The 26132-nt window shown below is 65.7% G+C and carries 21 protein-coding genes; 9 read left to right on the top strand and 12 right to left on the bottom strand.

Annotated elements, in window-relative coordinates; translation table 11 throughout:
* Positions 1 to 17 precede the first annotated feature (17 nt).
* Entirely contained in the window at positions 18 to 779 is a 762-nt protein-coding gene (gene imuA', locus L5G33_RS18080; protein ID WP_236999559.1) for a DnaE2-dependent mutagenesis accessory factor ImuA', read from the bottom strand.
* 131 nt (positions 780 to 910) lie between these two features.
* Here imuA' and L5G33_RS18085 point away from each other — a divergent pair, with 131 nt between their 5' ends.
* Positions 911 to 1399 carry a hypothetical protein gene (locus L5G33_RS18085; RefSeq protein WP_236999560.1) on the top strand — a complete coding sequence of 163 codons (489 nt, stop codon included), beginning with the start codon at positions 911 to 913 and terminating at the stop codon, positions 1397 to 1399.
* Here L5G33_RS18085 and L5G33_RS18090 read toward each other — a convergent pair.
* Complete coding sequence (locus L5G33_RS18090; protein WP_236999561.1) at positions 1386 to 2294, bottom strand: radical SAM family protein; 909 nt, start codon at positions 2292 to 2294, stop codon at positions 1386 to 1388. The two genes, L5G33_RS18085 and L5G33_RS18090, sit on opposite strands and share 14 nt — an antisense overlap.
* A gap of 70 nt (positions 2295 to 2364) precedes the next feature.
* Here L5G33_RS18090 and L5G33_RS18095 point away from each other — a divergent pair, with 70 nt between their 5' ends.
* Entirely contained in the window at positions 2365 to 3639 is a 1275-nt protein-coding gene (locus L5G33_RS18095; RefSeq protein ID WP_236999562.1) for a serine/threonine-protein kinase, read from the top strand.
* Between the two features lie 49 nt (positions 3640 to 3688).
* Here L5G33_RS18095 and L5G33_RS18100 read toward each other — a convergent pair whose 3' ends face one another.
* Both L5G33_RS18100 and L5G33_RS18105 read right to left on the bottom strand, forming a co-directional pair.
* On the bottom strand, positions 3689 to 4348 hold the full coding sequence (locus L5G33_RS18100) for a LuxR C-terminal-related transcriptional regulator (RefSeq protein WP_308191597.1): 660 nt from the start codon (positions 4346 to 4348) through the stop codon (positions 3689 to 3691).
* Positions 4345 to 5601 (bottom strand): ATP-binding protein, encoded by a 1257-nt coding sequence (locus L5G33_RS18105; RefSeq protein ID WP_236999563.1) that lies wholly within the window; start codon positions 5599 to 5601, stop codon positions 4345 to 4347. The genes L5G33_RS18100 and L5G33_RS18105 overlap by 4 nt, the downstream gene beginning before the upstream one ends.
* 100 nt (positions 5602 to 5701) lie before the next feature.
* Here L5G33_RS18105 and L5G33_RS18110 point away from each other — a divergent pair, with 100 nt between their 5' ends.
* The 4 genes from L5G33_RS18110 to L5G33_RS18125 all read left to right on the top strand — a co-directional run bounded on the left by L5G33_RS18110 (position 5702) and on the right by L5G33_RS18125 (position 9592).
* Complete coding sequence (locus L5G33_RS18110) at positions 5702 to 6958, top strand: PspC domain-containing protein (protein ID WP_236999564.1); 1257 nt, start codon at positions 5702 to 5704, stop codon at positions 6956 to 6958.
* Positions 6955 to 7161, top strand: coding sequence for a hypothetical protein (locus L5G33_RS18115; RefSeq protein ID WP_236999565.1), 207 nt, complete (start codon positions 6955 to 6957; stop codon positions 7159 to 7161). Before L5G33_RS18110 ends, L5G33_RS18115 begins: the two co-directional genes overlap by 4 nt.
* Positions 7162 to 7226: 65 nt before the next feature.
* A complete protein-coding gene (locus L5G33_RS18120) occupies positions 7227 to 7619 on the top strand; it encodes a hypothetical protein (RefSeq protein ID WP_236999566.1) in 393 nt (130 codons plus the stop codon).
* Positions 7620 to 7753: 134 nt separating this feature from the next.
* Positions 7754 to 9592: a GmrSD restriction endonuclease domain-containing protein gene (locus L5G33_RS18125; protein WP_236999567.1), complete on the top strand. Its 1839-nt coding sequence runs from the start codon at positions 7754 to 7756 to the stop codon at positions 9590 to 9592.
* 135 nt (positions 9593 to 9727) lie between these two features.
* On the opposite strand, the gene guaA is transcribed toward L5G33_RS18125, so the two are convergent.
* The 4 genes from guaA to L5G33_RS18145 form a co-directional block, all read right to left on the bottom strand.
* Entirely contained in the window at positions 9728 to 11308 is a 1581-nt protein-coding gene (gene guaA / locus L5G33_RS18130; protein ID WP_236999568.1) for a glutamine-hydrolyzing GMP synthase, read from the bottom strand.
* 390 nt (positions 11309 to 11698) lie between these two features.
* Positions 11699 to 12247, bottom strand: coding sequence for a hypothetical protein (locus L5G33_RS18135; RefSeq protein ID WP_236999569.1), 549 nt, complete (start codon positions 12245 to 12247; stop codon positions 11699 to 11701).
* Positions 12248 to 12859: 612 nt separating this feature from the next.
* A complete protein-coding gene (locus tag L5G33_RS18140; protein WP_236999570.1) occupies positions 12860 to 17446 on the bottom strand; it encodes a DEAD/DEAH box helicase family protein in 4587 nt (1528 codons plus the stop codon).
* Complete coding sequence (locus L5G33_RS18145) at positions 17443 to 20802, bottom strand: hypothetical protein (RefSeq protein ID WP_236999571.1); 3360 nt, start codon at positions 20800 to 20802, stop codon at positions 17443 to 17445. The genes L5G33_RS18140 and L5G33_RS18145 overlap by 4 nt, the downstream gene beginning before the upstream one ends.
* Positions 20803 to 20907: 105 nt before the next feature.
* Between L5G33_RS18145 and L5G33_RS18150 the strand changes: the two genes are divergently transcribed.
* The 3 genes from L5G33_RS18150 to L5G33_RS18160 all read left to right on the top strand — a co-directional run bounded on the left by L5G33_RS18150 (position 20908) and on the right by L5G33_RS18160 (position 23115).
* Positions 20908 to 21588, top strand: coding sequence for an ISAs1 family transposase (locus L5G33_RS18150; RefSeq protein WP_265743171.1), 681 nt, complete (start codon positions 20908 to 20910; stop codon positions 21586 to 21588).
* A 148-nt stretch (positions 21589 to 21736) separates the two neighbouring features.
* On the top strand, positions 21737 to 22300 hold the full coding sequence (locus L5G33_RS18155; protein ID WP_236999573.1) for an ester cyclase: 564 nt from the start codon (positions 21737 to 21739) through the stop codon (positions 22298 to 22300).
* Positions 22297 to 23115, top strand: coding sequence for an MBL fold metallo-hydrolase (locus L5G33_RS18160; protein ID WP_308191598.1), 819 nt, complete (start codon positions 22297 to 22299; stop codon positions 23113 to 23115). The genes L5G33_RS18155 and L5G33_RS18160 overlap by 4 nt, the downstream gene beginning before the upstream one ends.
* Here L5G33_RS18160 and L5G33_RS18165 read toward each other — a convergent pair.
* From L5G33_RS18165 to L5G33_RS18180, 4 genes are all read right to left on the bottom strand, one after another.
* Positions 23112 to 23801 carry a TetR/AcrR family transcriptional regulator gene (locus L5G33_RS18165; protein ID WP_236999574.1) on the bottom strand — a complete coding sequence of 230 codons (690 nt, stop codon included), beginning with the start codon at positions 23799 to 23801 and terminating at the stop codon, positions 23112 to 23114. The two genes, L5G33_RS18160 and L5G33_RS18165, sit on opposite strands and share 4 nt — an antisense overlap.
* Before the next feature lie 67 nt (positions 23802 to 23868).
* Positions 23869 to 24360 carry a peptide-methionine (S)-S-oxide reductase gene (locus tag L5G33_RS18170; RefSeq protein ID WP_236999575.1) on the bottom strand — a complete coding sequence of 164 codons (492 nt, stop codon included), beginning with the start codon at positions 24358 to 24360 and terminating at the stop codon, positions 23869 to 23871.
* Positions 24361 to 24428: 68 nt separating this feature from the next.
* Positions 24429 to 25568, bottom strand: a complete 1140-nt coding sequence (locus tag L5G33_RS18175) for a saccharopine dehydrogenase NADP-binding domain-containing protein (protein WP_236999576.1) — start codon at positions 25566 to 25568, stop codon at positions 24429 to 24431.
* A gap of 69 nt (positions 25569 to 25637) precedes the next feature.
* Positions 25638 to 26096 carry a carboxymuconolactone decarboxylase family protein gene (locus tag L5G33_RS18180; protein WP_236999577.1) on the bottom strand — a complete coding sequence of 153 codons (459 nt, stop codon included), beginning with the start codon at positions 26094 to 26096 and terminating at the stop codon, positions 25638 to 25640.
* Positions 26097 to 26132: the final 36 nt, after the last annotated feature.

Raw genomic sequence — 26132 nt, forward strand, 5'->3', positions numbered from 1 at the left:
GTTCGATTCGACCCCGTTCAATTCGCTACCGCCAGCTTCGGACGTGCTGGTGCGCGCACGTCGACGTCGACCGCCACCAGCTGCAGAACTCCCTGTTCGTCACCCATGCCCGGGGTCACGAGGTCGAACCGCCCGGTCGACGGCCGTGCGCCCGACGCGGACACCTGCACGTCCACCCCGAATCCGCCGATGCGCCCGTACCCGCTGCGTCGGGCGGGAACGTGTTGATAGTCGGTCACCTCACTGGAGATGCGGACCGCGGCGCCCGGCCAGTCCCCCAGGACCAGCAGCGTCGACGACTGTTTGCGGGCCCGCCCCGCCAACACACGCGCCCGCGACGGCGCGACCGGGCCGCGCATCCGCCCGTGCCCCAGTTCCGGACCGAGCACCACCAGGTCGATCCCGTCGAGCAGCACCCCGGCCACTTCGAGCGGGTCGACGCCAGGCTCGGTGACCACCGCGACCCGGCTCAGGTCGGCTCCCATGTCCATGGCCGCCGCCAGGTTCAGCCGCGGTAACCCAACGAGCGCGACCGTCGCTCCCACTCGGGTCGTCTCGGCGATGATCGCCATCGGCACCGTGGTGGCCCCGGCGGAGGCGACGACCGTCCCGCGCGAGAGACCGCCACGCGGGAACAACGGCGTCATCGCGTCCGGAACGGGCAGCACCGATGTCTCCGACACCGTGTCTCCCGACATGCCCGCCAGCCGGCGACGAAGCTCTTCGACCTCCCCCGGCACATCGCGCTGACCTGCATTGACAACCTCTGACCGAGTCATCGTCTCCCCAATCCTCGGTGTTCGAACTCTTGTTCGATAGTCTAGGGCTCGCCTCTGACAATCGTCAACGCCGCAGTTCACCGACACCGGTCGCCGTCTACCACCGACCGCATCCACTACAGTCGGCACCCATGCAGCCGTCCCGCCTGTTCCCGTTCGCGACGATCGTGGCCGCCGTGACCGCCATCGCCCTCACCGCATTGCCTTGGACGACCCTGAAGAGCCTCGGCCTCGATCTGTCGTGGAACGGGTTGGGCATGAGCGACTCCGAGGTCGCCGACCTCGGAGTCGGCCCCGACGGTCGCGGTTGGCTGGTCGTGGCAGCGTCCGTCGTGGCGATCCTCGCGGCGTTGATCTCACTGATGCCCGCGCCGTCGGCCCGCCCACTGTCGCGTCTGGCGAACGCGATCGCCGCCGTCGTCAGCGCTCTCGGCGCCGTCGTTCCAGTGGCGGTGATGATCTGGCCCGGCTGGTACTTCGGCGACCTCCCCGAACAGCTCGGGGCGCCCGACCTCGCCGAGTTCGCCGCCCCCAGCAAAGCGATCCTCATCCCGCTCACGCTGGTCATGCTGTTGACGGCAGCACTCTGCGCCTACTCGTCGCGACTCAGAACAGAGTGAGCGCCGAATCGTCGGACGGCTCGGGCGGCCGTGCGACGGCGACGGCAGGCCGGTCGTCGAGCTGCCGTGTCAATCCGTGCGCCTGCACGAGCGGCCCCATCCGTTCCCGGAGCCTGACCGCATAGTCGGCGGGCACGAACGATCCACGCCCGTACAGCGACCGGTAGCGCCGCAGCAGAGCCGGATGCTCGTCGGCGATCCATTCGAGGTAGCCGTCGTCGGACAGTTGCAGCACCGACACCGACACCCGGTCGGCACCCGCATCCGCGAGCCAGCCGAGCAACTCGTCCAACTGCGACGTCGAGTCGGTCAGCAGCGGGAGCAGCGGAGCGATCTGCACATGCGGTGCCAGCCCGGCCTCGGCGAGTCGTCGGACGGTCTCGATCCTGGCCGTCGGCGACGATCCCTGCGGGTCGGCCCGTCGACACAGGTCGACGTCCAGGCACGGCACCGCGACCACCACCGTCACCGGGACCGCGTGCCGCACCACGCGCAGCAGCGACAGATCGCGCACGACGAGGTCCGACCCGGTGTGCAGCGCGAACGGCGTCTGCGACTCGGCGAGCGTCGAGATGACGCCCGGCATCAATCGGTATCGATCTTCGAACGACCCGTACGGATCGGACCCGGACGCCCCGATCGCGACCGTCGACCGATGCCACGATCGTCGTCGGACCTCCCTGCGTAGCACGGCGGCGGCGTTCAGCATCACCCGCACGTCGTCGCCATCGCGCACCATCGGGTCCACCGCGTACTCGTACGTGTGCCTGCGATCGCCGGTCACCGACCGGAGCATGGTCGGCGCCAACACTTCGTGCACGGTGAGGCGTGGCGCCTCGGGGATCCGCAGGGTCCGCACGAGGTCGTCCGCGACCAGCCCCGGCAACCCACTCATGCCAACCATCCGAACATATGTGCGATAGCGGCGTCAAGGACGTGTCACACCCATGGCCTAGACTCTCGCTATGACCGGATCGGCCGCGCCTGCACCCTCGTATCTCGTCGCAGGCCGCTATCGCCTGGTCCGCCAGATCGGCCAGGGAGGCATGGGGGCCGTCTGGCTCGCCCGCGACACCCTGCTCGACCGCGACGTCGCCGTGAAGCAGGTGCTGTCGACGGCGGGCATGTCCGACGAGGAGTCGCTCACCAACCGTCAGCGCGCGATGCGCGAGGGCCGGCTCGCCGCGCGCCTGTCGCACCGCAACGCGATCGGCATGCACGACGTCGCCCTCGACGGCGAGGATCCGTGGCTGGTCATGGAGTATCTGCCGTCGCACAGTGTGGCCGACGTGCTCCGCGACAACGAGACCATCCCGACGATCGAAGCCGCGCAGATCGCCGCGCAGGTCGCCGACGCAATCGCCGAAGCGCACGCGTCGGGCATCATCCACCGAGACATCAAACCTGCGAACATCCTGATCGCGAACACCGGCCGCAACGTGGGACTGGTCAAGATCACCGACTTCGGGATCTCACGCGCCAAGGACGACGTGTCGCTCACCCAGACCGGCATCGTCACCGGCACGCCCGCCTACTTCGCACCCGAGGTGGCCCGTGGCGACGAACCGGGCGAGGCGTCGGACGTGTACTCGCTGGGCGCCACGCTGTACACGATGGTCGAGGGTCGTCCCCCGTACGGCGACAACGAGAACTACATCGCGACCCTGCACCGCGCAGCTAGCGCCCAGATCGATTCGCCGACGCGTGCGGGTGCTCTCGAGCCGGTACTGCTGCAGTTGCTCGAACCGTCACCGGTCGCTCGTCCGACGATGTCGGAGGCTCGTGATCTCCTGGTCCAGTACGCGGCGGGAACACTCGGCAACACGGAGCGGGTGCTGACCGGGCTCATCACGACCAAACCGCAACGATCGGCTCCTGCCCGCGAGACGATCATCCCGCCGTCGACGCCCGGTGCCCGCCCGTTCCAGAACCAGACTCCGCCGAATCAGACGTCCGGTCCGAACGCGCACCCGCCGACACGCGTCGCCCCGACGGCCAGCGGTTACGCTCCGCGCGCCACCCCGGAACCGGTGCCGTACCCGTCCAACCCGTCGAACCCGTACCCGGTGCAGTCGAGCTACCCGGCGACCGGTGGCTACCCGTCCGGTCCAGGGAGCTACCCGCCCTACTACCAGCAGCCTCCGCAGCAGAGCAGCAACGTCGGTCTCGCCGCCGCGATCTTCGCGCTGCTGGTGTTGTTGACGGTCATCATCGCCGTCATCATCGTGCTCACGGTATAAGCGCCCACGGTCTACGAGCTCACGGTGTAAGTGCCCACGATGTAGATGCTCAGCCCAACTGCCGGTTGACCGCCCACCGGGTCAGCGCGTTCCGGTTCGACTGCTGGGTCTTGCGGAGCACGTTGGACGCGTGGGTTTCGACGGTCTTCACGGAGATGAAGAGTTCTTCGGCGATCTCGCGGTAGGTGTAGCCGCGAGCCAGGAGTCGCAGTACTTCGAGTTCGCGTTTGGTGAGCGAGTCGAGTTCGGGATCCAGGTGCGGTTCGGGTACTGCGGACCGCCCGGTGAACGAGTCGAGAACGAACCCCGCGAGCCGCGGACTGAACACAGCGTCGCCCTCGGCCACCCGTCGTACCGCGTCGGCGAGTTCCGCGCCGCCGATGGTCTTGGTGACGTAACCGCGTGCACCGGCACGGATGGTGGCGATGACGTCGGTGGCCGCGTCCGACACCGACAACGCCAGGAACACGGGGGCCTCGGAGCCGAGGGCGTCGGTCACGCCGCGCAGGACGGCGACGCCTCCCCCGCCGGGCATGTGCACGTCGAGCAGCACCACGTCGGGTCGGGTCGCGGTGATCTGTGCGATGGCCTCGGGAACGGTTCCGGCGTCGCCGACTACCTCGAGTCCGTCCTCGCCGGCGAGTTCGGCGCGCACCCCGGAGCGGAACACTCCGTGGTCGTCGACGAGGAACAGTCGGTACAGGCTCATGCGATCTCCTGATCGTTCTCGGGGCGAGGTTTGTCGACGGCCGGATCGGCGGCAGTGTGCTCGGCCGTACGCGGCAGTGTGAGGGCGACGTTGGTGCCGCGTCCCGGCGTCGAGGTCACGCGCGCCGTCCCGCCTGCGCGTTCCATGCGGGCGCGGATCGACCGGCTGATGCCCTGCCGGTCGGGGTCGACGGCGTCCAGGTCGAAGCCGACGCCGCGGTCGCGCACGAACACTTCCACTTCGCCGTCGGCCACTTCGCAGTACACGTCGATGGTGTCGGCGCCGGAGTGTTTGGCGGCGTTGACGAGTGCTTCACGGGCGGCGGCGACGAGGGCGCCCCAGTCGCGTGCGCGTGCCGGGTCGCGGAGCTCGTCGACGGTCACGTCGCCGACGGTCACGGTCTCGATTTCGGGACCGTACGTGTCTTCTACTTCGGCGGCGACGACGCTGATCGCGGCGGCGAGCGATTCGTTGGGGCGGGCGTTGTCGCCGAACAGCCATTGCCGCAGTTCGCGTTCCTGTCGACGGGCCAGTTTCGCGACGGTGTCGGGTCGGTCGGCCTGTTTCTGGATCAGGGCGAGGGTCTGGAGTACCGAGTCGTGCAGGTGGGAGGCGATCTCTTCGCGTTCGTCGGTGCGGATGCGGGCAGCGCGTTCTTCGTTGAGGGCGCGCAGCATCTTCATCCAGACGGGGACGGTGAGCAGGACGCTGCCGACGACGGTGACGAGGACGGCCACCAGGATCGGGTTCATCCCGGCGAGCGGGGTGTCGGGCGAGACGACCATGAGCACGAGGCCGCCGACCACGAACAGCGCGCCGAACACGAGCCGCGTCCACGTGATGAGTCGGGAGTGGGACGACGAGATCCCGGTGACGTCGGCTTCGCGCCAGACGAGCGCCGCGCCGCCGAGGACGAACAGGATGGCGAGCATCGATTGGGCGGGTGCGCTGGTGGCGACCATTCCGTTGGCGGCGAGGGCGATCACGCCGATCACGATGAGGCCGTATGCCTGTCGTCGTTCGCGTGGTTCGACGTGGGTCGTGTCGTCGCCCGACGGGCAGAAGAACCACAGGAGTGCGTAGGCGAGGACGCCCGCGCCTGCGAGGGCGGCGAGGACGACGAAGACGACGCGGACACGGAACACGTCGACGCCGAGGTGGTCGGCGACACCGCCGCACACCCCGGCTACCACCTTGCCGCCGCTGCGTCGCTGCAGCCGCGGTTCGGCTCCCGTGCGAATCTCTGACTTCATTGATTCGATAGTGGCACGTTCGGGCGGGTTCGCACATCAGGGACGATCTCAGGGTTTAGCCCGATTCGCTCCACACAGTCGGCGCGCAAAGATGATCAGCATGAACGCTTCGACTATCCAGAGCATGTGGAACACCAGGCCGGTGCGCCGTCGTTCCGGCAACACCATCGCCGGTGTGTGCGTCGGTATCGGCGACCGGTACCGCGTGGATCCCACACTGGTGAAGGTCGCCTTCGTCGTCGCCGCGCTGTTCGGCGGCAGCGGCGTCATCGTCTACATCGCGGCCGCGATCGCGTTCCCCGCCGATGATGAGCGGAACCCGCACCAGGCGTCTGGCAGCCAGGCGAAGGGCTGCGGTGGCCCGTGGATGCGACGTCGCACGGCGAACGGATACGCACGCTGGATTCCGTTGGCGATCCTCGCGGTCATCGCGGTGTCGATCGTTGGAACACAGAACTTCTGGGGGTCGAGCGGCCTGCTGGGCGGGCTGTTGATGGCCGCCGGCTGGTGGCTGCTGTATCAGCGGACTCCGCAGGCTCCCGCGGGAACGTCGGCCGATCAGCTGGTGGACGCGCAGGTCGCCGCCGGGCAGGTGACGGTCCCGGCGTTCGACGGCGTCTCGATGACGAAGACCGAGGCGCCTGCCGATGGGGTCCCCACGGTTCCGCTGGAACGTTCCTCGGACGAGCCGCCGAGCTGGGATCCGTTGGGGGTAGCCAAGTTCGCGTGGGACCTCCCGGAGCCTACGGTTCCCGCCGAGCCGCCTGCCCCGCGTGTGCCGCGGTCGCCGGTGACCCCGATCTTCCTCGGCCTCGCGGTGATCACGTGTGCTGCCGGTGCGGCTTTGAACGCGGCGGGCGTCGACTGGTTCTCGCCCGGCCGGATCGCGTCGCTCGTCCTCGCGGTATTCGGTGTCGGTCTGATCGCTGCGTCGTTCCAACGACGTCGCGGCGGTTCGGGGTTGGTGCCACTCGCAGCGGTCGCCGCGGTGGTCGCGATCATCGGCACCGGCTTGTCGGGCGTCGGCGACGCGTTCCCGAACGGCGGCGTGGGCGATCGGACGTGGCATCCGCCGACGGCCAACGATCTGCGTGACGAATACCAACTGACGGTCGGCTCGTCGACGCTCGACCTGCGCGACGTCGGCGACCTGGACCGGAACCGGACGATCGACGTCCGTCAGGGTGTCGGCGAGATCAAGATCCTCCTGCCGAACGACCTCCGGGTCCGCACGAATTGTTCGGCCGGCGTCGGCGAAGTGAACTGCATCGACGGGGTCGTGAACCCCGACGCGAAGACCCCGACTTTGACGATCGACGCGCACACTGCGCTGGGAAATGTGGAGACAGTCCGATGACCGAGCAGCAGACCACCGAAGCTCCCGAAGGCCGCCGCAACCCCTTCCTCGCGGTTCTCGGCGTCCTCGCTCTCCTCGTCGCGGGGTGGGGCCTGGCCGGCGGCCCTGACATCGCCGAGACCAGCGCGATACCGTGGACGATCCTCGTCGTAGGCCTCGTGGTGGGGCTCGGCCTCGTGATGAGCGGTATTCGGCGGCGGTAGGCGTCCGCCGGTCGGGCGGAGTCGCTCCCCCGGAATTGTCACCGGTCGCGGCTACGCTCCGACGCATGGTGGACGTGGATAAATGGCGGTTCTGGCAGTTCTTCAACACAGATGACGAACTCGAATGGATCGGCGTGATGCGCACCAAGGCGCACGCTCGGATCGACCGTCAGAAGGTCTGGACGTTGCTTCCCGGGCAGCGTCGTCTGATCGCCAACTGGTTCATCTCGCTCGATCATCAACTCGACGAGAGCAAACGGCGTTGGCACCACGACTCGATCGACGGTTGGGACTTCTGCGACGCGGCCATCATCGTCCCCGAGCCGTCGAAGGACGACGTCGAGCGTCTCTCCCGACCGGACGCGGTCCTCACGTTCGATCAGATCGACGACATCCCGCTGATGAAGATCACCGGGAAGCGGGATTACGACCGCATCATCAGCGAGCGCGGAACGTAGCCGCCGCCTGCCGGTCGAGCTGTGCGTGCAACGGCCTATACGAATCATCCGCTCGTACCTCGTGTCTCTGTGGTAATACACGTAATCGTGGCCGCCGACAGGCGAGTCGAGTGCAACGTAAGGAGTTGTCCCGGATGGGGTTTCAAACGCCGCTCTACGAGCTGAGCGAGTACTTGAAAAAGGCGGGGTCCGGCAAGATCCAGCTCCCGGATTTTCAGCGCGGCTATAAGTGGGAGGACGAGCGGATTCGTCAACTGCTCGTCACAGTCCTACGCGGGCACCCGCTGGGAGTAGTTATGCTGCTGAACACCGGAAACGACCAGATCCGCTTCAAGCCACGACCGATCGAAGGTGTTGACGTACCGGTCGGCGCGACCGCGGAGTCCCTGCTCCTCGACGGCCAGCAACGGTTGACATCGTTGACGCAATCGTTGACCGGCGACGGCATCGTGCACACGATGGATAGCCGTGGAAAGCGGATGGATCGTCGCTACTTCATCGACATGCGCGTCGCGGTCCAGGGCGAGGACCGAATTGACGATGCAGTGCTGTCGCTGCCTGCCGACGGAATCGAACGCACCAACTTTGGCAGGGACGTCGTTCGCGACGTCTCCACCGCAGATAGACAGCGCGCAGAAGGAATGTTCCCGGTGAACCTGATCTTCGATGACGCAATGACGTGGCTAATCGATCTCGACGACCGCGAGCTGATGAAGGACTTCAACGATGTCGTCCTCAAACCGGCTGGCACGTACAATATCCCGGCTATCGAGCTCGACAAGAACACGAGCAAGGGCGCAGTTGCGACGGTCTTCGAGAAAGTCAATGTCGGCGGGCTCCCACTCAACGTGTTCGAACTGCTGACCGCGACGTTTGCCGGCGACGCCGAATACTACGAGGCCAACGGCACAGACTTCCGCCTCAACGACGACTGGAAGGAAACTCAGGCGGCGTTCGCCGCGTACCCCGTGCTGGCGGGGCTGGAGAACACGGACTTCCTCCAGGCCGTCACGCTGCTCACCACACGCAAGCGGAACCACGAATATGTCGGCAACCGTCCACCGGCCATTTCAGCCAAGCGAGAAGATGTACTGAAGCTGACTCTCGCCGACTACCTCGAGTGGGTCGGCCCTCTTCGCGAAGCATTCATCTGGGCATCGGACTTCCTCGCCGACCGCCACATTTTCGACACCAAGTTCCTGCCTTACCCGAAGCAACTGGTGCCGCTCGCGGCGATAAGGGTTGCGATGGGTCGTGACGCAGACCTCCTCGGGCCGAGGGAAAAGCTGGTGCGCTGGCTCTGGTGTGGGATTCTCGGCGAGCTCTACGGCGGCGCTATAGAGACCCGCTTCGTCCGCGACGTTGAACAAGTACCAGCTTGGGGTCGTGGTGACGCCGATGCCGTGACACCCAATACAGTCAACGACGCGACATTCGTCGAGTCTCGTCTGCACTCCCTGCGCACGCGAAACGCCGCCGCCTACAAGGGAATCTACGCGTTGCTGCTGGGTAATGAGGCACGAGACTGGATGGAAGACAAGGCGCTCGACAAAGTTCAGTACACCAATCTGGCTGTGGACATTCACCACATCTTCCCCAAGAAGTGGTGTATGGCGCACAGCATCGACGACGAGCGACGTGAGAGCATCGTAAATAAGACCGCGATTTCTGCGGTCACCAACCGCACTATCGGCGGTGCCGCGCCGTCCGCGTACCTTACTCAAATCGAGCGCAAAGCCCAGATCGACAGTGCCAGGCTCGACAGCCTGGTCGAGGCTCACTTGGTGCCGGCCGAGTTGTTACGAGCCGACGACTTCGATTTCTATTTCGCCGAACGGCGCGGTCGCCTGTGCGATCTAGTCGCGGGGGCAATGGGTAAGAGCGTCCCACGGGACATCGGGCACGATGCGACCGAGGACTCGGCGCAGTTCGAAATTGCCGAGATCGAGGAACTGCCAGACGAGGCTGAGTAGCCTCCTTCTTGCGCTCAACGCGGCCAACGATCGGTACTCCGTTTCAGCGTTACTGCCTCCGGAGAAGGACGAGAGACTCATCAGGCCCTCGCACCCAAAGGTGCGAGGGCCTGACGGTAGGACTCTATGGAAGTCTCACTCCCATTCGATGGTCCCCGGCGGCTTGCTCGTCACGTCGAGCACGACGCGGTTCACGTCGGGCACCTCGTTGGTGATGCGGGTCGAGATGATCTCCAGCACCTCGTACGGGACGCGGGTCCAGTCGGCGGTCATGGCGTCTTCGCTCGACACCGGGCGCAGCACGATCGGGTGGCCGTAGGTACGGCCGTCGCCCTGCACACCGACGCTGCGAACATCAGCCAACAGGACCACCGGGCACTGCCAGATCTGGCCGTCGAGCCCGGCCGAGGTGAGTTCTTCACGTGCGATCAGGTCGGCCTGGCGGAGCAGGTCGAGCCGATCCTTGGTCACTTCACCGACGATGCGGATCGCGAGGCCGGGGCCGGGGAACGGCTGGCGGGCGACCATCTCTTCGGGCAGTCCGAGTTCGCGTCCGACGGCACGCACCTCGTCCTTGAACAGGAGGCGGAGAGGTTCGACGAGCTTGAACTCGAGGTCTTCGGGGAGCCCGCCGACGTTGTGGTGGCTCTTGATGTTGGCGGTGCCGCTGCCGCCGCCGGATTCGACGACGTCCGGGTACAGGGTGCCCTGGACGAGGTAGTCGATGGTCTTGCCTTCGGCTGCGCGGTCGCCGAGTGCTTCGGACACGACGTCTTCGAACGACCGGATGAACTCGCGACCGATGATCTTGCGCTTCTCTTCCGGGTCGGACACGCCCGCGAGGTGTCCGAGGAAGGTCTCTTCGGCGTCGACGGTCACCAGGCGCGCGCCGGTGGCGGCGACGAAGTCGTTCTGCACCTGCTCGCGCTCGCCTGCACGCAGCAGACCGTGGTCGACGAACACGCAGGTGAGTCGGTCACCGATCGCGCGCTGCACGAGGGCGCCCGCGACTGCCGAGTCGACACCGCCGGACAGTGCACAGAGCGCGAGGTCGTCACCGACCTGTTCGCGCACATCGGCGATGAGTGCGTCGGCGATGTTGGCCGCGGTCCACGTCGGCTCGAGGCCGGCGACCTCGTAGAGGAAGCGGGTGAGCACTTCCTGGCCGTGCGGACTGTGCATCACTTCGGGGTGGTACTGGACGCCGGCCATCTGCCGCTCGACGCATTCGAAGGCGGCGACCGGGGCGCCCGGCGTCGACGCGGTCACGTCGAACCCTTCGGGCGGGCTCTGCACGGCGTCGTTGTGGCTCATCCAGACCGGCTGCGTCTCGGGAAGTCCGCGATGCAGTTTGCCGTTGCCCGACACGGTCAACGTGGTGCGGCCGAACTCGCGTCCACCGGTGTTGGCGACGACGCCGCCGAGCGCTGCGGTCATCTTCTGGAAGCCGTAGCAGATACCGAACACGGGGATGCCGAGGTCGAACAGCTTCTCGTCGATGGTCGGCGCACCGTCGGCGTACACCGACGCCGGCCCGCCCGACAGGATCAGTGCCGCCGGATTCTTCGCGGTGATCTCCTCGAGCGTCGCATCGTGAGCGACGACCTCCGAGTAGATGCGAGCCTCACGCACACGCCGAGCGATGAGCTGGGCGTACTGGGCTCCGAAGTCGACGACGAGGACAGGACGCGAGTGGTCTGCGGATGGGTTCGTCACGGGGGCCAGTGTATCGGTCCAGCAATGTACGATCGACGCTGGTGGCGAGGGATGTGACGGCGCACGTCACCCGGTGGGGACACAGGGCTCCGCTCGGAAGAGCCGTGACGGGCGCCAAAGGCCGACGCCTTCGTCAAGCACTTGTTGAAGACGCCGCCGCAGAGGTCCGTCCACACTGACAGGATCCAGCGCGCACCTGGCTGCGGTATCGGTTCGATCACGTCAGGGTAGCCACTACGACCGAACACTGCTGTCCACTGATCACGTCACACGGTCGCTCCTAGACGCTCCGCGCTCCTGGCGGAGCGAAGTTCGATCGTGCGCCTTGCGAGCGTCGAGCCCCGAGGGACGGGATCCTCTATTGCGAGTGATAGCTGTCGAGACGGCGACTCAGCGTGCCAACCACGGAACGTGCGAGTCAGAGACGAATCCAGCCCCGTGGGGCCAGACAACGTCGACCCCGTACTGCCCGAGTAGCGCGATCATCTCGCCCGCCGGCTGAACCGGCACCAGCACCGCCGACGACGCGGCGTTGACGTACCGCTGGTAGTCGAGGATCTGACCGAGCGCCATGCGGAGCGTCTGACGCTGGACGTCGTTCTTCACCTCTATGAGAACGTCCCTCGTCTCGTCATACAGGTCGGTAAACAGTTCGACGTCATCGGTAGTCCTGATGCGATGGCGCACCACTGTGTGTCCGATCGATGTGAGGTATGCATGCAGACGTCCTTGGAGGTCGGCTTCGCCGCGCACAGCGAGAACCGACCGGTCTGAGTCGTAACCGAACACGGCGGCCAGGCTCGCCTCGACGGGAATGCGCTCAACCCACTTCTCCGCGGCCGATCGGTATTCGGACACTGGACCGGCGTCAATGGCCGCTTCTCCAGCGTCGAGGTCGACTGTGGCGACGAATAGCTCATCGGAAGACAGCGGCGGCAAATCTGCGAGCGTGCCCTGGCTCCCACCTCTGCGCGCGTTGTCGTAGCGCCTTCGCTGCGAAGTCTTCTGCCGATGCAGCCCATCCCTGTCGACCCGATACGCGACAACCCATTCTCCATCGACCTGCTCACCGACCACGGGGCTTTTGCGTAGTACTTTCCAGTTCATCCGCGCGTGAGCTTCGACGGACGCGAGGTCCTCAGACACAGCTGCTGGGTGTGACCCCGGAATCGAGAAGTGCTGGAACGAAGGCCACCATCCATACATGTCGCACACTCTATCGGCGGGGCATGGCACTGGTCACCGCTCCGGGCCACAGTGCTGAGCCTGCCCATCTAACGGCAACAGTCCAGACCCATCAAGCCAGACCTGCCGAGGGGCATCAGTCGGTAGTCAAGCGTCTGCAGTCGCGCGTAGACGTCGCGCAGCGCATTTCGATCCGGCCGAATGCTTTCGCCCGCAGCGTTCCTCAGCAGAGTGACACTCGACACGAGCGAAATGATTCCCTCCCACGCCGGCCGCACGAAACCGCTCCAAAAGTGTCAGCTCCACAGCGGCATCCGTACTACGGTCCACCGGCATCCCTCGTCGACCCGCTGGGCAGCGGGAAACTCACCCCACTCCCAACTCCGCAAACACTCGCAGTGCACCTTCGCGACTGAGCTGCTCGTGCTCCCGCGAGTTCCGGAAGGACCGCAAGCATCCGTAGCAGGACGTCTCCTTGCCGCAGTCACAATCGTCGACCCGGGCGTGGGCGGTCGCGAGGACGGAGTCGAGGTTGTCGACGATCTTCTTCACTGCGCCGGCACCGGCCGGGACTGTGTCGAACAGGACGATGCTGCGATCGCCGTCGGGCGTCCACGACAGGGTCCCGCCGATGTCGTCTGCACTGATCTCCAGCGCCTCAGAAGCGCCTTCGAGGAGCGCATACAGCGCCGACAACCACTGTGGCTCGTCGTCGCGGGTGTAGCCGACCCCGTTCAGTGTGATCTCGGCGACGTCGGTCTCGTAGCGGTGCACCAGTGACACCGCCGACGTGAAACCAACGCACGGCTGGTTGGTGACCGGATGACGGTGATCCTTCGGAGCTCTCGCCAAAGCCGGCGTCGCCCATCCACACCAATCGCACAGGTGGAAGCCGGGGCCACCGCCGTCGGAGATCACCATCATCCGCGCCCGCGTACCCGCCCGCGCCGAGATCTTCGGGTCACTCGCAGCGGGCCAGGTGACGGAATCGCCGACCTCACCGAGGTTTTCGACGTGGCTGGTGCCGCCCCACCGCCGCTCAGGTGGCTCCGGGCGCACCTCTTGCACCGTATGGTCAGCGACGAATCCGAACTCCGGAAACACTGCAACGCGGGTGTGACCGAGGTCTGCCTGACATTGCGGACAGCTGTCCCGATCTTCGATCACGACACCCGCCTCGAGGTCTCCGCAGTTGCGGCAGACACGGTACTGGACACGCCGGAGTTCCCGCTTGGGCAGCTTGTGGAGGCCACGCGAAGTGATCAGCTTGCCTCCGGCCACGACCTGGTTGCCAGGTGCATAGTCATACACCGCCTGCGCGAGGTCGCGTGACAGTTCAAGCTCACGTGCGATGTCTCCGTCGCAGTGGATTGTCCGCAAGTCGACGGTGTCGACCGGGAAGCCGTACTTCGGGAGCACGTTCGTGTTGGCAAGGTAACCGATCAACTGGCGCCGCATGATCGTTGTCAACGTCTTCTGCAGCCGGGCAGCCAAGCCCAGCAGCTTGTTGTCCTCCTTGGTCTCCTCGATCAACCGCTCGTACGTCTCGATGTCGTTACGGATGTCCAGCCGCGCGGTGTCAAGCAGCGAGTCGAGCTCGTTGACCCACGTACCGTCGTCGATCCCGAGAATGCTGCGCAGCTCCGGCGGCAGCACGCCGTCGATCGCCTGCGCCACACCGTCAGGCACCGGACGGAGGAACCTAGTTACCTCGGTCGACGGCGCATCCGAGCCATCCGCGTCGGGTGAGAAGAAGTCGCCGGCGTAGGTCCAGGTCATACCGTCGTTGTCAGCCTTGTGGCGGAGGAATGCCGCGAGCGCCACCGAGTGCACGTGACGGCGCGCTATCCGCTCGTTGTCGATAGGGATCCACGGGATCCGCATCTCGCCGGCAATCATTGACTCCGGGTTCTGGTACTTCGACAGGTCGTGCGAGTTTCGCCGCGCATACGTCACAACGAACGCCGCCGACGCCGCACGCCGACCGGCACGGCCGGCGCGCTGGACGTAGTTGGCCGTCCGCGGCGGCATGTTCCTCAGCATCACTGACTGGAGGTCACCGACGTCCACACCGAGTTCGAACGTCGTCGAGCACGACAGGATGTTTACCTTTCCCGCGACGAAGTCCTGTTGGATCTCCGCGGCCTTGACCGACCGCCACTGCGCGGTGTGCTCCATCGCGGACATCGGTGCCGGCACCATCGTCTGGTACAGCGATCGGTAGTGGTTCTGGTCGGCGTCGACGCGCGGGATCTCATACGTCTCGAGCGTCCCGTTGCAGGCTCCCTCGGGACAGACTCCGACGACATCGTGGGGGGTCAGACGCCGGCAGGAGGTGCAGCGGAACCACGGAACGTCCGGCCCCGAGCGCAACGCCAGGTGCTTGTGGCTCACCTGGTAGATGTCCGAGTTTCGCTGATCGGCGACGAGTTTGACGTACCCGTTCTTGGCCAACCACGTCCAGCAGCCTTCCGCGTACCGCACCGGATCCATGGTGGCACCGGTCGCCGTGAGCACCTTGGTCACGAGCTGGATGCGCTTGTTAGTCGACCGACCATCGCCCGACGGCATCCAACTCAGAATGCGCGACGCCTTGTCCGAGCCGTGAGCACGGATACGGACCGACACGTTCCGCGGTTCGAAGATCTCATCGCGGATGTCGATGTCGTCGAGCAGCGTCATCGCGCCCTGGAGCCGAACCGTCTTCACCAGTTCGGTTAGAAGTGCCCACACCTGCTCCTCGTCGAGCCCAACCGAGGTGAACCCCCGAGGCAGCACTGCCTTCCTCAACCGCTTCAGATCGACCGACATCAGTCCGACGCCCTCGAGCGTCTGCCGCTGGTCGACGGCCATCAATTCGGCCATAACCCACCGGTTCACCGCGCGGAGCTTGGTCGTCCGGCTGTCCAGTTCGTGAAAGTAGTACGCCTTCTGCGCCTGCTTCATCGCGCCCTCGGCGAGGTCCTCGACATCGGCCGGGTGGTCGTCGCTGCGCGCGTGCGCCTGCAACGCCTGGGTGAGGTAACGCCGCTGCAGCAGGCGCCCGTACGTCCGTTCCATGTACGGCGCGGCGAACGCCGCCGCCTGACGGGAGTCGGAGAACATCAATAGTTTGCGACCGTCGCCGGTCTCCTCGCTGCCGATTTCACCGGTCGGCAGCTCTTGGTACAGCGATGTCGACACCACGGCCGGAGCGGCGTTCACATCGGTCCGCAACCGCCGAATCACCTGTCGGGCGCGTGCACCGCACTGCGTGCAAGTGCCCATCTTCGATGTCTTCTGTGGATGCTCTCGCACGGCCAACAGCGGGCCACCGACGCACGCGGGGTTTGTGCACGGACCATCCGCGAGCACACCGCACCCACCGCACAGCGTTCTACGGTTGGTGCCGCGCCGCTCATCTTCCGCGAAGGTCTCTTCGTCTTCATCAACGACGCCGTCGGCGCCGTCCTCGGTCAAGACGAGCCAGCGTACCGACTCCTCATTGTTGGCGGGCTTGAAGAACTCGCGGCCCTCGACCTTGGTCGGCGTTCCAGCCAAGTGCACCGCACCACAACGCTGGCAGGTGCCGAACTCGAAGACCGCCCGCAAGGTGACCGGGTCGATTTCATGACGACCCAGATGCACGCTCGGGGCGGCATCGCCGAACGCGACGAACGCGCCCTCGGTGGCCCGGACGAACATGTGATACCTCGCCGACAGCACCGGATTGCCGGTGTCGTCGATCGACGCAGATCCGATCGCAACCAGGCCGTCGAGCAATTCGGCCGCACGCTCGGCGCCCGGGAAGATCGTCATCCGGAGTTCGGCGACGTCCACCGGCCCTTCTGCTAGCGCAGCCCGTAACGCGACGATGTGCTTTTCCTCGTGAAGACGGTCCGCCTCGACCTCGATCGATTGCAAGATGTCGTCGTGCGACAGCGCCCAGATCGCCTCCTCCGGACGCTTCAACCGAGTCGCTGTCACCACGTCCTGCCGCGACTCGTCGCCATCGACCCACTCGAAAGGCGCGGCGAACAGGTCAGTTGCGAAACCGGCAGCCTCGACACCCGAAGTCTCCGGCGATCTGCCGGTCAGCGACGCCGACGTCGCGATGTACTGCAGCCTCCGTCCATGCGCCACGCGCTCATGGAGGCGCCGCAGCAACAGCGCCACCTCGGCACCCTGCGCGCCGTCATAGACGTGCGCCTCGTCTAACGCGACGAACTGCCAGTCGCCAGCATGCGCACCGTCGAACAATTCCGTGTCGGCGGGCCGGAGCAAGAGGTACTCGAGCATCGCGTAGTTGGTGAGCAGAATGTGGGGCGGGTTGCGCCGCATCTCCTCGCGTGAGAGCAGCTCGTTTGATAGGCGCTGCTCCCCCGGATGCGCCGCGGCGAACGCTGCTGCGGCCCTCTGCTCCTTCTCCTCGGTCTCACCGGTATACCTGCCGAACGTAAGCTCCGGGCATTCGGCGAGCAAGCCGCGCAGCCGCTTCAACTGGTCGTTAGCAAGCGCGTTCATCGGGTACAGGAGCAGAGCCCGCACACCCGGGCCGAGTGTCCCCATCGCACGTTCGGCGATAAGCGAGTTGAGGATCGGGACCAAGAAGCTCTCAGTCTTACCCGAGCCCGTACCAGTGCTGACCACGAGGTTCCGCCCGGCGGTCACCTTCCGGATTGCGCATTCCTGGTGGGCGTAAAACGGTTGGTCGAGGTTGAACCCCTCGCCGAGCACCCCGAAGTCGGGGTGCAGCACGCCGTCGTCGATCAGTTCCCGCGCCGTCTTACTCGGCTCGTACGGCGGAGTGAGCTCCAGCAGCGGCCCCTTCGTCAGGAGGTCCGATGAGTCGACCGCCTCATCGAACGCGGCCGCCAGATCGGGGATCCGCGGTGAGACAAGGGTCTTGAGATAACGCTTGTAGTCGCTCTCGATTCCACGGCCGGTGTGCAGCGGGTCCAAGCGCTCGGTCATCGGACATCTCCAATCAAGTCGCCGTACTTGGCGTGTGAGACAGCGGCTTCTGCGATCAACAGGTCGGTGGCGACCAAGCCTGGGAACAGCGACGCCATGGTCACCCACGCGTCCCGGATCTCTGCGGTCACCAGGTGGTAGGCCATTCGGTGCGCGGTGAGTCGAGCGGCGATGGCGAGGGTCATCGAGATCATCGGAACAGTAGCCCACCGGCACTCACCCGTATCGACTCCGTCGAGGGCTTCGTTCCGCGCCACGACCAGGTCGGCGACCTCCGAGTGCTTCCGGCGGATCGTGGTAAGAAGAGGAATCACATTTAGGTTCTCGCACGCCGGACTCCGCGACCATTTTCCACGGTTGCCGAAGTCGTCAAGAAGCACCTTCACCCGACTGTCGCGTTCGAGCATCCCCCCGGGCACCAGTCGGCTGGCCTCGATGAACGACTCCATCTGGGCGGCCGGCATCACGTCGAACACCGGTGCGTACTTGTCGAAGGTGCCATCGAGTGGGTGCTCGAGATTGCCTGTGCGCAACAGATCGATCAGCGGCGCGCCGCCCTGCTTCGCCAGGTACGCGATCGTCTCGGCACGCTCCTCCAGAACCTCGTCGGCACGCTCCCGCAGCGACGGGAGATCGGAGATCTCGACGAGCGAGCCGATCCACGGGTTCAGGTGTAGCGGGTTCTCGGTAATCGTCGCGGCGAACGACTTATCGACCAGTGAGGTCTCGATGAGCATCGAAACGTGTTCAGTCTCATTGAGACTGCTGCTGCCAAGCGCTTCCAGCGCGGCCCGCGGATCATGGCCGATGAGCGATAGCAGTCCGGCTCGGGTCTTAAGCTGATCGGACGTCTCGGTCGGCAGGATCTTGAGTGCAGCCCAGACCTGCGGCATGGCCGAGTCAACGGAAGGCAATGTGCCGATGTCGGCCAGATACGCCGATAGCTCGTCAAGGACGGGGTCGTCTTCGTGCACCCACCCGTCATGCTCGACGATCACCGCACCGCGCCCGGGCCGGCTCGGCTCGGTGGGGATGCCGAACGGATCGTTGGAGAAGACGTCGACAATCACGCCACCCGCATCGACCAACTCCTCGGGCAGCTCGGCGATGTCTCCGTGGATGTCTACGTGCTGCACAGGTCGCCACGGTGCGGTCATCGACCAGATCCACGCGGCGGGGTCCTCGACGTCGGCGAGCCCGTCGAAGAGGAGCGTTCCGTCAACGATGGTCACAGCTTCGACGCGTTTGACGGCGCTGACGTTACAGACCGCGACGGTCACGTGCGAGCCGTCGCTGAGGGTCACGTGTGCGACGATTTTCGCGTCGTCCAACGCCGTGACTGCGTCGCGGAAACGCTCGGAGTTCGTGGAGAATACTCCGGCTGTCTTCTGCTTGCCGTTGCCGGTCCACCGGACCTCGCCATCGAGGGTGAGAACCTCGAACGTCACGGCGTTAGCATCCGGAACCCGGATGGCAATGACATGCCGCTCTTCGACGTCCTTCACTGTTAGCGCAGCCGGGATCACGCGCCAGTCCGCTGGGTGGCCCACTCGGTCGACACGTAGTTCCGCGGCCGGCGGTCGGACGACGGCATCGAACGTCCGGTCTCCGTCGCTGAGGCGAATCGTGGCGTCGCGCTCGGTCGGACCGAATGCGAGCAAGCCTGGGCTCGCGGTCAGCGGGTCCTCCGAGTATATGCTGACGACGCTATTACTCAGACCGCCCGACTCCGGGACACGCAGTTCGCCGTACTCGAATTCGACGCCTTCCGCGATGAACAGCCGACACGTCAATACCGACGCGCCACGCTGAACACGGACCTCGAACTCGCCAAGCAGCGGTGCGGGAATCCCGTCGAACGGGTCGATCGACGTCAGTTCGTCACCTGACTCCCATTCACACTCGGTCCACTCTATTTCTCCGACCCGTCGCGTACCGACCAGCCAAGTCTGCGGCTCTTCACTGGGGCCTGGTGGGAAGTCCACCACCGGCCGTTCGCTGTACACGGTCCGGCCCGTCACGGTCCGCAGTCCGCTGACCGCACCCTCGAAATAGAACTCAGCCGTCCCCTCCGGCTCGGTGTGGACCACGGTCTCCTTCGAGCCCGCACGGCGGACGAAGAGGCCGTCGTGCCCGGCGAGGTTCAGGGTGTGGATCCGCCATCCGCGCCAGCCGTTCGGGCTAAAGGCCGGGCGCGTCGATTCGATCGGGACATCCGTCTCTGAGTCGAGGATCTCCGCGTCCTGGGGTATCAATACAAACACAGGGCCGCGCGGCAGTGTTCCGCCCGCCTTGAGCCAACGGCCGCCCTCGGTGAACAAGACGTACGGTTCGTGTGAGGTGAACAGTTCGAACCGCTTGCGCGTCTGCGTCGGCTCGTGCGCAACGCCTATCTCGGCCGACACCTCGGTGACCGGCGCAGGAGTCGGCGGATGCTGACCGGCCTGTGCACCCCAACCACGCTGGGCCACCACGTCGACCGTCACCTTCGCACTGCTCACCTGCCACGGTACGTGCGGTTCGGTGATCGGATACGGTAGCTCGACGACGATCTGGTTGTCCTCAACCGAATACCGAAGCTTGGCCGGGCGGACTACTGACATCGCCGCTGCAGGGCCGCTCGCAGACATGAACGGCCGCTCAGCGAACCGAGCCAGGATCTGCGTCAGGATGACATCGGGCACCCCGGTCGTGGTCGTGTCGAGTGGAACCTCGTGCCAGACGTCAGGCTGTTCGAGAGTGAATTTCGCGAGGTCGATGATCCGGTCGATCACATTCACCGCGAGCGTCTCGCCACGGGAGATGAACGTCTGCACCGGGAGGTCGAGACGGTTCATCCGATGTTCGACGGTCGCGTCGGTCAGCCATTCGATGAACGACGGAGCATCGAGGTCGTGTCCCGCACGCGCGTAGTCCTCCAGGGAGGTCAGGAGCCCGTCTACCGACTGCATCGGGATCCCGGCGTGCGCAGCGACAGCCATCACGTACTGATGGTCGTTGACGTGGCCGACCATCGGATCAAGTCCGCATCGCTGCAAGAGGTCGCTCAACGAGTGGCGAAGGGCCGCCTCGATGTCCGGACTCCGCTCGACGCCGACCACTTCCCAGAACGTATCCCAGTAGTCCCGATAGGACGTTATCGCATGCCCGACCAGCGTCATCAGCGTCAGTGAAGGGAACCGCAGGATGGCCCGTGACGGGTGCGCCGACGCGATCACCGCGGCGCGGAACTCGCAAGTGATCTCCTCGATCATGTCGAGTCCGGGATTGAGCTCGATCGCGAACCGCGCCTTACCCATCGCCTTGCGCAGATCGAACTCACGACGCGTCGCATCGTCGCGTAACGAATCAGTCATATCTCGCACCTTCCGACATCTTCGACATACTGTGGCACACCACTCCGACAACCCGGATCGGCGGCACAGATCACATGCAGCCACGATTGGGATCCGGCTGAGCATCTGTCGGATGTCGTCGATATGCTCGCGGTAAGTGAGGCGACGCTCACGGATCGCGAGTATGTAGTCCGTTCGGATTCGTCGAACTCCGTCGGCGGCGACTACGTGTTCACCGTCAAGAACAACACCCCGACTCTGCGCCGCAAACTCAAAACTCTGCCCTGGGCCGACGTGCCCTCGACCACCAGCACCGACCGTGGCCGCGGAACCACCCAGACCCGCACCAACGTCCCGGCGTGGATCGAGTTCCCCGGCGCCTCCCAAGTCGCCCAGCTCCGTCGCACGATCACCGGCCGCGACGGCCGCCGCACCGTCGAGATCGTCTACCTCATCACCTCTGCACCATTCGCCGACGCACCACCGGCCGTACTCGCCGGATGGGTCCAAAACCACTGGGGAATCGAGAATCGCCTGCACTGGGTCCGCGACGTCACCTTCGACGAAGACCGTTCCCAGGTCCGCACCGGCAACGCCCCACACGTCATGGCCAGCCTGCGCAACACCGCCATCGGAATCCTTCGCCTGGCCGGTGAAACCAACATCGCCCACGCCTGCCGCCACCACGCCAGACCCAGATCACGCTACAAAACTAGTGAGGACCTCATGAAATGCGACCTTTCCGGAGCCCTGGACACCTCGCAGATGTTCGAGCAGTTTCCGGAGTCGAAGGCACCTACTCGATGAGCCAGCCGCGAATACCTCAATCCATCGCCACGCCTTAAATCCACATCGTGGGTATAGTATCGCTTGCGACCCCACGACGCGGATCACTCCTTGCGATGCAACCGCGCCCCTCCCGATCACCGCCCCGATTCGATCCAGGAGAACCGCGATGACCGACCGATTCACCACCCCTCCCGAAGACGTCCTTCGTGCCCGCGAGAAGCTTGTCCTCGACCACTTCCACGACGAGGTCGTGCAGGACTGGGACGCCACCCTGTCGACGTTCCCGCACCCGCACTACGAGCTGATCGCCCAGATGATCGTCCACGACGGCGATCACGAGGTACGCGACTACTACAACGCCACGCGCGTCGCGTTCCCCGACCAAGACCACGAAATCATCGACATCCGTCACAGCCACGATTCGGTGATCGTCGAGTTCTGGCTGCTCGGCACCCACAAGGGGCCGCTGGGCGCTATCCCGCCGACCGGCAGCAAGCACCGCACCCGCATGACCGCATACTTCGTGTTCGACGAGGACGAGAACCTGATCGTCGAGCGGATCTACTTCGACCAGCTCACGATTCTCAAACAGCTGATTGGCGGATTGGACAAGAAGAGCCCGCGAGACCTGGCGACCCTCCTCGGCGTCGCCAAAGGCGCGCTGGCCATGTCCGGGGCGGAACCCGATCCGCGTCTGACCGACACGTCGCCACCGGACGATCTGCGATGACGGCGTTGAAAGTCCACCACCTCAACTGCGGGACCATGCGCCCGCTCGCGACACCCGGCGGGTTGGTCTGCCACGTCCTGTTGGTAGAGACTCCGACCGGGCTGGCTCTCGTCGACACCGGTCTCGGTCTGCGATACGGAAGCGAACCCGGCAAGCTGTTCGGTCCGTCGCGCTTCGTCGTGCGTCCGGTGTTCGACGAAGCCGAAGCCGCAGTCAGACAGGTTCAGGCTCTCGGGTTCGACCCACACGATGTCCGCGATATCGTCCTGACTCATTTCGACGCCGACCACGTCGGCGGGATCGCCGACTTCCCGTGGGCGCGAATCCACTTGACCGGCGACGAAGCGAACGCTGCGCTCACGCCGCGGACGTTCGCGGAAAAGTCACGCTACCTACCGGCACAGCGCGACCACCGCCCCGAGCTAGTGCGCCACGAACCCGCAGCCGGTGATCAGTGGCGCGGATTCGCGAGCGCCACCGAGCTGACCGAGATCGGCGACGGCATCGTCATGCTCGCGCTCCCCGGGCACAGTCGCGGACACGCTGCCATCGCCGTCGACGCCGGCCACGGTCGCTGGGTCCTGCACGCAGGCGACTCCTTCTATCATTCCCGCCAGATCGGCGGCCATGGCAAGGCGCCGCTCGGACTGCTCGCTATGGAGCGCACCGTCGCCTTCGACTGGCCGAGAGTCCGCGAAAATCATGAGCGGCTCCGGGAACTGTTGGCGTCCAACGCCCCTGGACTACAGATCGTCAACGCCCACGACCCGACACTTCTAGCGGCGGCGCGAGAATCGTCGGGACAACGCGGCTAGTCGCCGTCGCTCGGATCGGCCGCGCGCGGTACTCGGCGAAGCACCGCGTCGACGCACAGCTCAACCGCGTAGTCGAACTCTCGCTGAGCGTCGAACATCGCCAGATACGGCGCTGCACCCGCGACCGCCGGAAGACAGCTTGCTTCCAGCACGGCTGTGCGCCCGGCGACGTCATCGGACCCGAATGTCGGCCCCGCGTTGACCTCTCGTAGCAGCGTGCCGATCAAAGTTGCGAGGACGACGCGGAGGAGATGCACCGACTCCCGCGCATCGAACCCTGCGGTTCGCAAGACGCTCAGTACCGCTTCGACGGGTGCGAGTCCCTCGAGCGACGACATCGGCCTGGTCAGGACTAGTGCAGCGGCGTCCGGTTGCGCTAACGCGCGATCGCGGAACGCGTAGGTGATCGCCGTCAGATCGGCCGCGAGGTCACCGGTCGGATCGGGCAGATCGAGTGCGCCCAGCAGCGCTTCGGCCACCGCATCCAACAGCCCGTCCTTGCCGTCGACGTGGTTGTAGAGGCTCTTGGGGTCGACACCGAGAACCCTCGCGACTGCGCGCATGCTGACCCCGCCCACCCCCTCGGCGTCGATCACCTGGAGCGTGGCCTGCACGATGGCGGGCTTGGACAGCAGCGGCGAGCCCTTGGGTGGGCGGCCTCGGCGTGCACTCGACCCGTTGTTCACGCTTGCAATCGTGTCATAAGTCCACGGGGTGGGTAATCGCCGATGCTGGTGCCACCGCACCCCTGGTTCAGTCGCTGTACTTGGTCAGCAACTCCGCGGGGAGATGACAAGAATCGTCGGGGAAACGCGCGAGCCGATCCTGGTGCTCCTGCGCGCTCCGCACGTAGTTGGCGATCGGAAGCACCTCTACCGCGATCCGATCGGCGTCGTCGCGCGCTGCGATGAACGCCCGCGCCTGGTCGAGGTGGGACGGGCTGTCGGAGTACACGCCGGTGCGGTACTTCTGACCGACGTCCGGGCCCTGCCGGTCCACGCTGTACGGGTCGATGATCTCGAAGAAGTACGCCATCAACTGCTCGACGCTCACGACGGCCGGGTCGAAGCGCGTTCGCACACACTCGGCATACCCGTCGTAGGGGCCGTCGATCGACTGGCTGGCACCGTTGGCGCGCCCCGCCTCGGTGAAGGTCACTCCGGGCAGCGTCGCGATGAAAGCCTGGACTCCCCAGAGGCAGCCGCCGGCGAAGTAGATCTGCTCGCTGCTGTCCTCACCGTCCATGGGCCGATGGTATCGGGCGCGTTGGGAAGCGCGTGTCCCCCGACCGACTTCGCAGGCTCACCCCGCGATCACACCCGAGTGAATCCGATCTTCTCGCCGACTCGGACCAGTTCTTCTGCTCCCAGCGCCGCTAGCGGTCCACGCACGCCGGTCGGCTCGCCGTCTCCCGCCGCAACAATCCGCGCCGCCCGACTCAACAGGCCGGCCGTCATCGCGTACGGTTCCGGCCCGTCCATCACGATCTCCGACAGCACACGATCGGCCGTGTCTCGGGTCCGGCCGACGACGACGGTCCGCGCCTGCGCTCTCGGAAACCGCTTCTTGAACGGCATGCGTTCGGCGGCCGCCGCGGTCACCCGCCGCGAGAGGTCACTCGTGACCAGCGGTCCGGCCGCTCGCGTCGCATAATGCACCGGCGCCACCGCCGGTCCGAACCAGCCCAGACCGACGTCCACGCTGCAGATATCGGGCAGTACCTCGGGCAGTCCGAAGTGCTCGGACCCGCCGATCGACAGCGCATTCAAGGCATGACCGTCGACCCCGAACCGCAGCATCCTCGAGCCCGAACGCTGCGGTTCCAGACCGAAGCGGTCGCCTGCACTCGCACGGAACGCGAACGCAGGCTCGGCCAGCACTTTGAACGCGGACTCCCGAGTACCCGGTGTCGTCACGTCCGGCAGATGCCTCAACCTCACCGGGCGGTACCCACCGCGACTGCCCTGCATCAGGAAGTAGCCGACCTCGACAGCCGCCACTTCCGGCCCGCCGTCCTGTGCGGCGAGCCAGCCCGCGATATTGCCGGGCACGTAGTCGTACCCGAACGCGGGCACAAGCAACGCTCCGGTCTCGCGAGCACGCTCGTCGAGTTCACGGAACATCCACTCGATGAACGGGGGCTCACCCGTCGAATCGAAGTAGACACCGCCGATCCGAGCGACGCTGCGTGCGACTTCCCTACCCAGTTCCCCGAACGGTCCGACTGTCGAGACGACGACGTCGTCACCGGACAGCAGTGAATCGAGGGCTCCGCGCGCCGCGGTATCGGCTTCCACGATCTGACAGTCAATGCCGGACGCGTCCGCCTGCGCCTGCAGCCGTTCGCGGCTGCGCCCAACAAGGACGACGTCGGCACCGCCTGAGATCGCGAGTTCGTTGAGCACACGCGATCCGGTGTATCCGGTCGCGCCGAGCAGGATGATCCGACGCATCGATGCCTCTTCCAGCAGTGAATCCGTGACTGAAAGTAACGTACACCGACGTCGGCGGATGTGGCCGTCTCACGGCTTCCACGAACCGCCGGGCTGCCGTGTCGCATGGTTCACGCGGTTGTAGAGGTTGATGTTCCCGATCGCGACGACGAGTGCCGCGAGCTGCGCCTCGTCGAACTCGTCAGCGGCACGGTCCCACAGGTCGTCCGACACTGCTTCGGGATTGTCTGCCAGCCGGGTCAGTTCCTCGGTCAGTTCGAGGGCGATGCGTTCGGCGTCGGTGAAGTACGGCATGTCGTGCCACGCGCCGACAGCGAACAGCTTCTCGTCGCTGACTCCGAGCCGGCGCGCGATCCGCCAATGGCCGTCGAGACACGTGCTGCAGCCGTTGATCTGGCTGGCGCGCATGTTCACCATCTCGCACAGGTCCTGAGGCAGTCCGGTGTCGGCGACGGCTTTCTGGATCGCGGCCAGCGCGTCGTACACGCCGGGCAGCAGCATCGCGGGATTGGTCATACGTGCGGTCATGTCGAGCTCCTCGATATCGACCCGGCTCCGGGCCAG

Origin of the sequence: Gordonia liuliyuniae (assembly GCF_021738805.1) — a bacterium.
Lineage (GTDB): Bacteria > Actinomycetota > Actinomycetes > Mycobacteriales > Mycobacteriaceae > Gordonia > Gordonia liuliyuniae.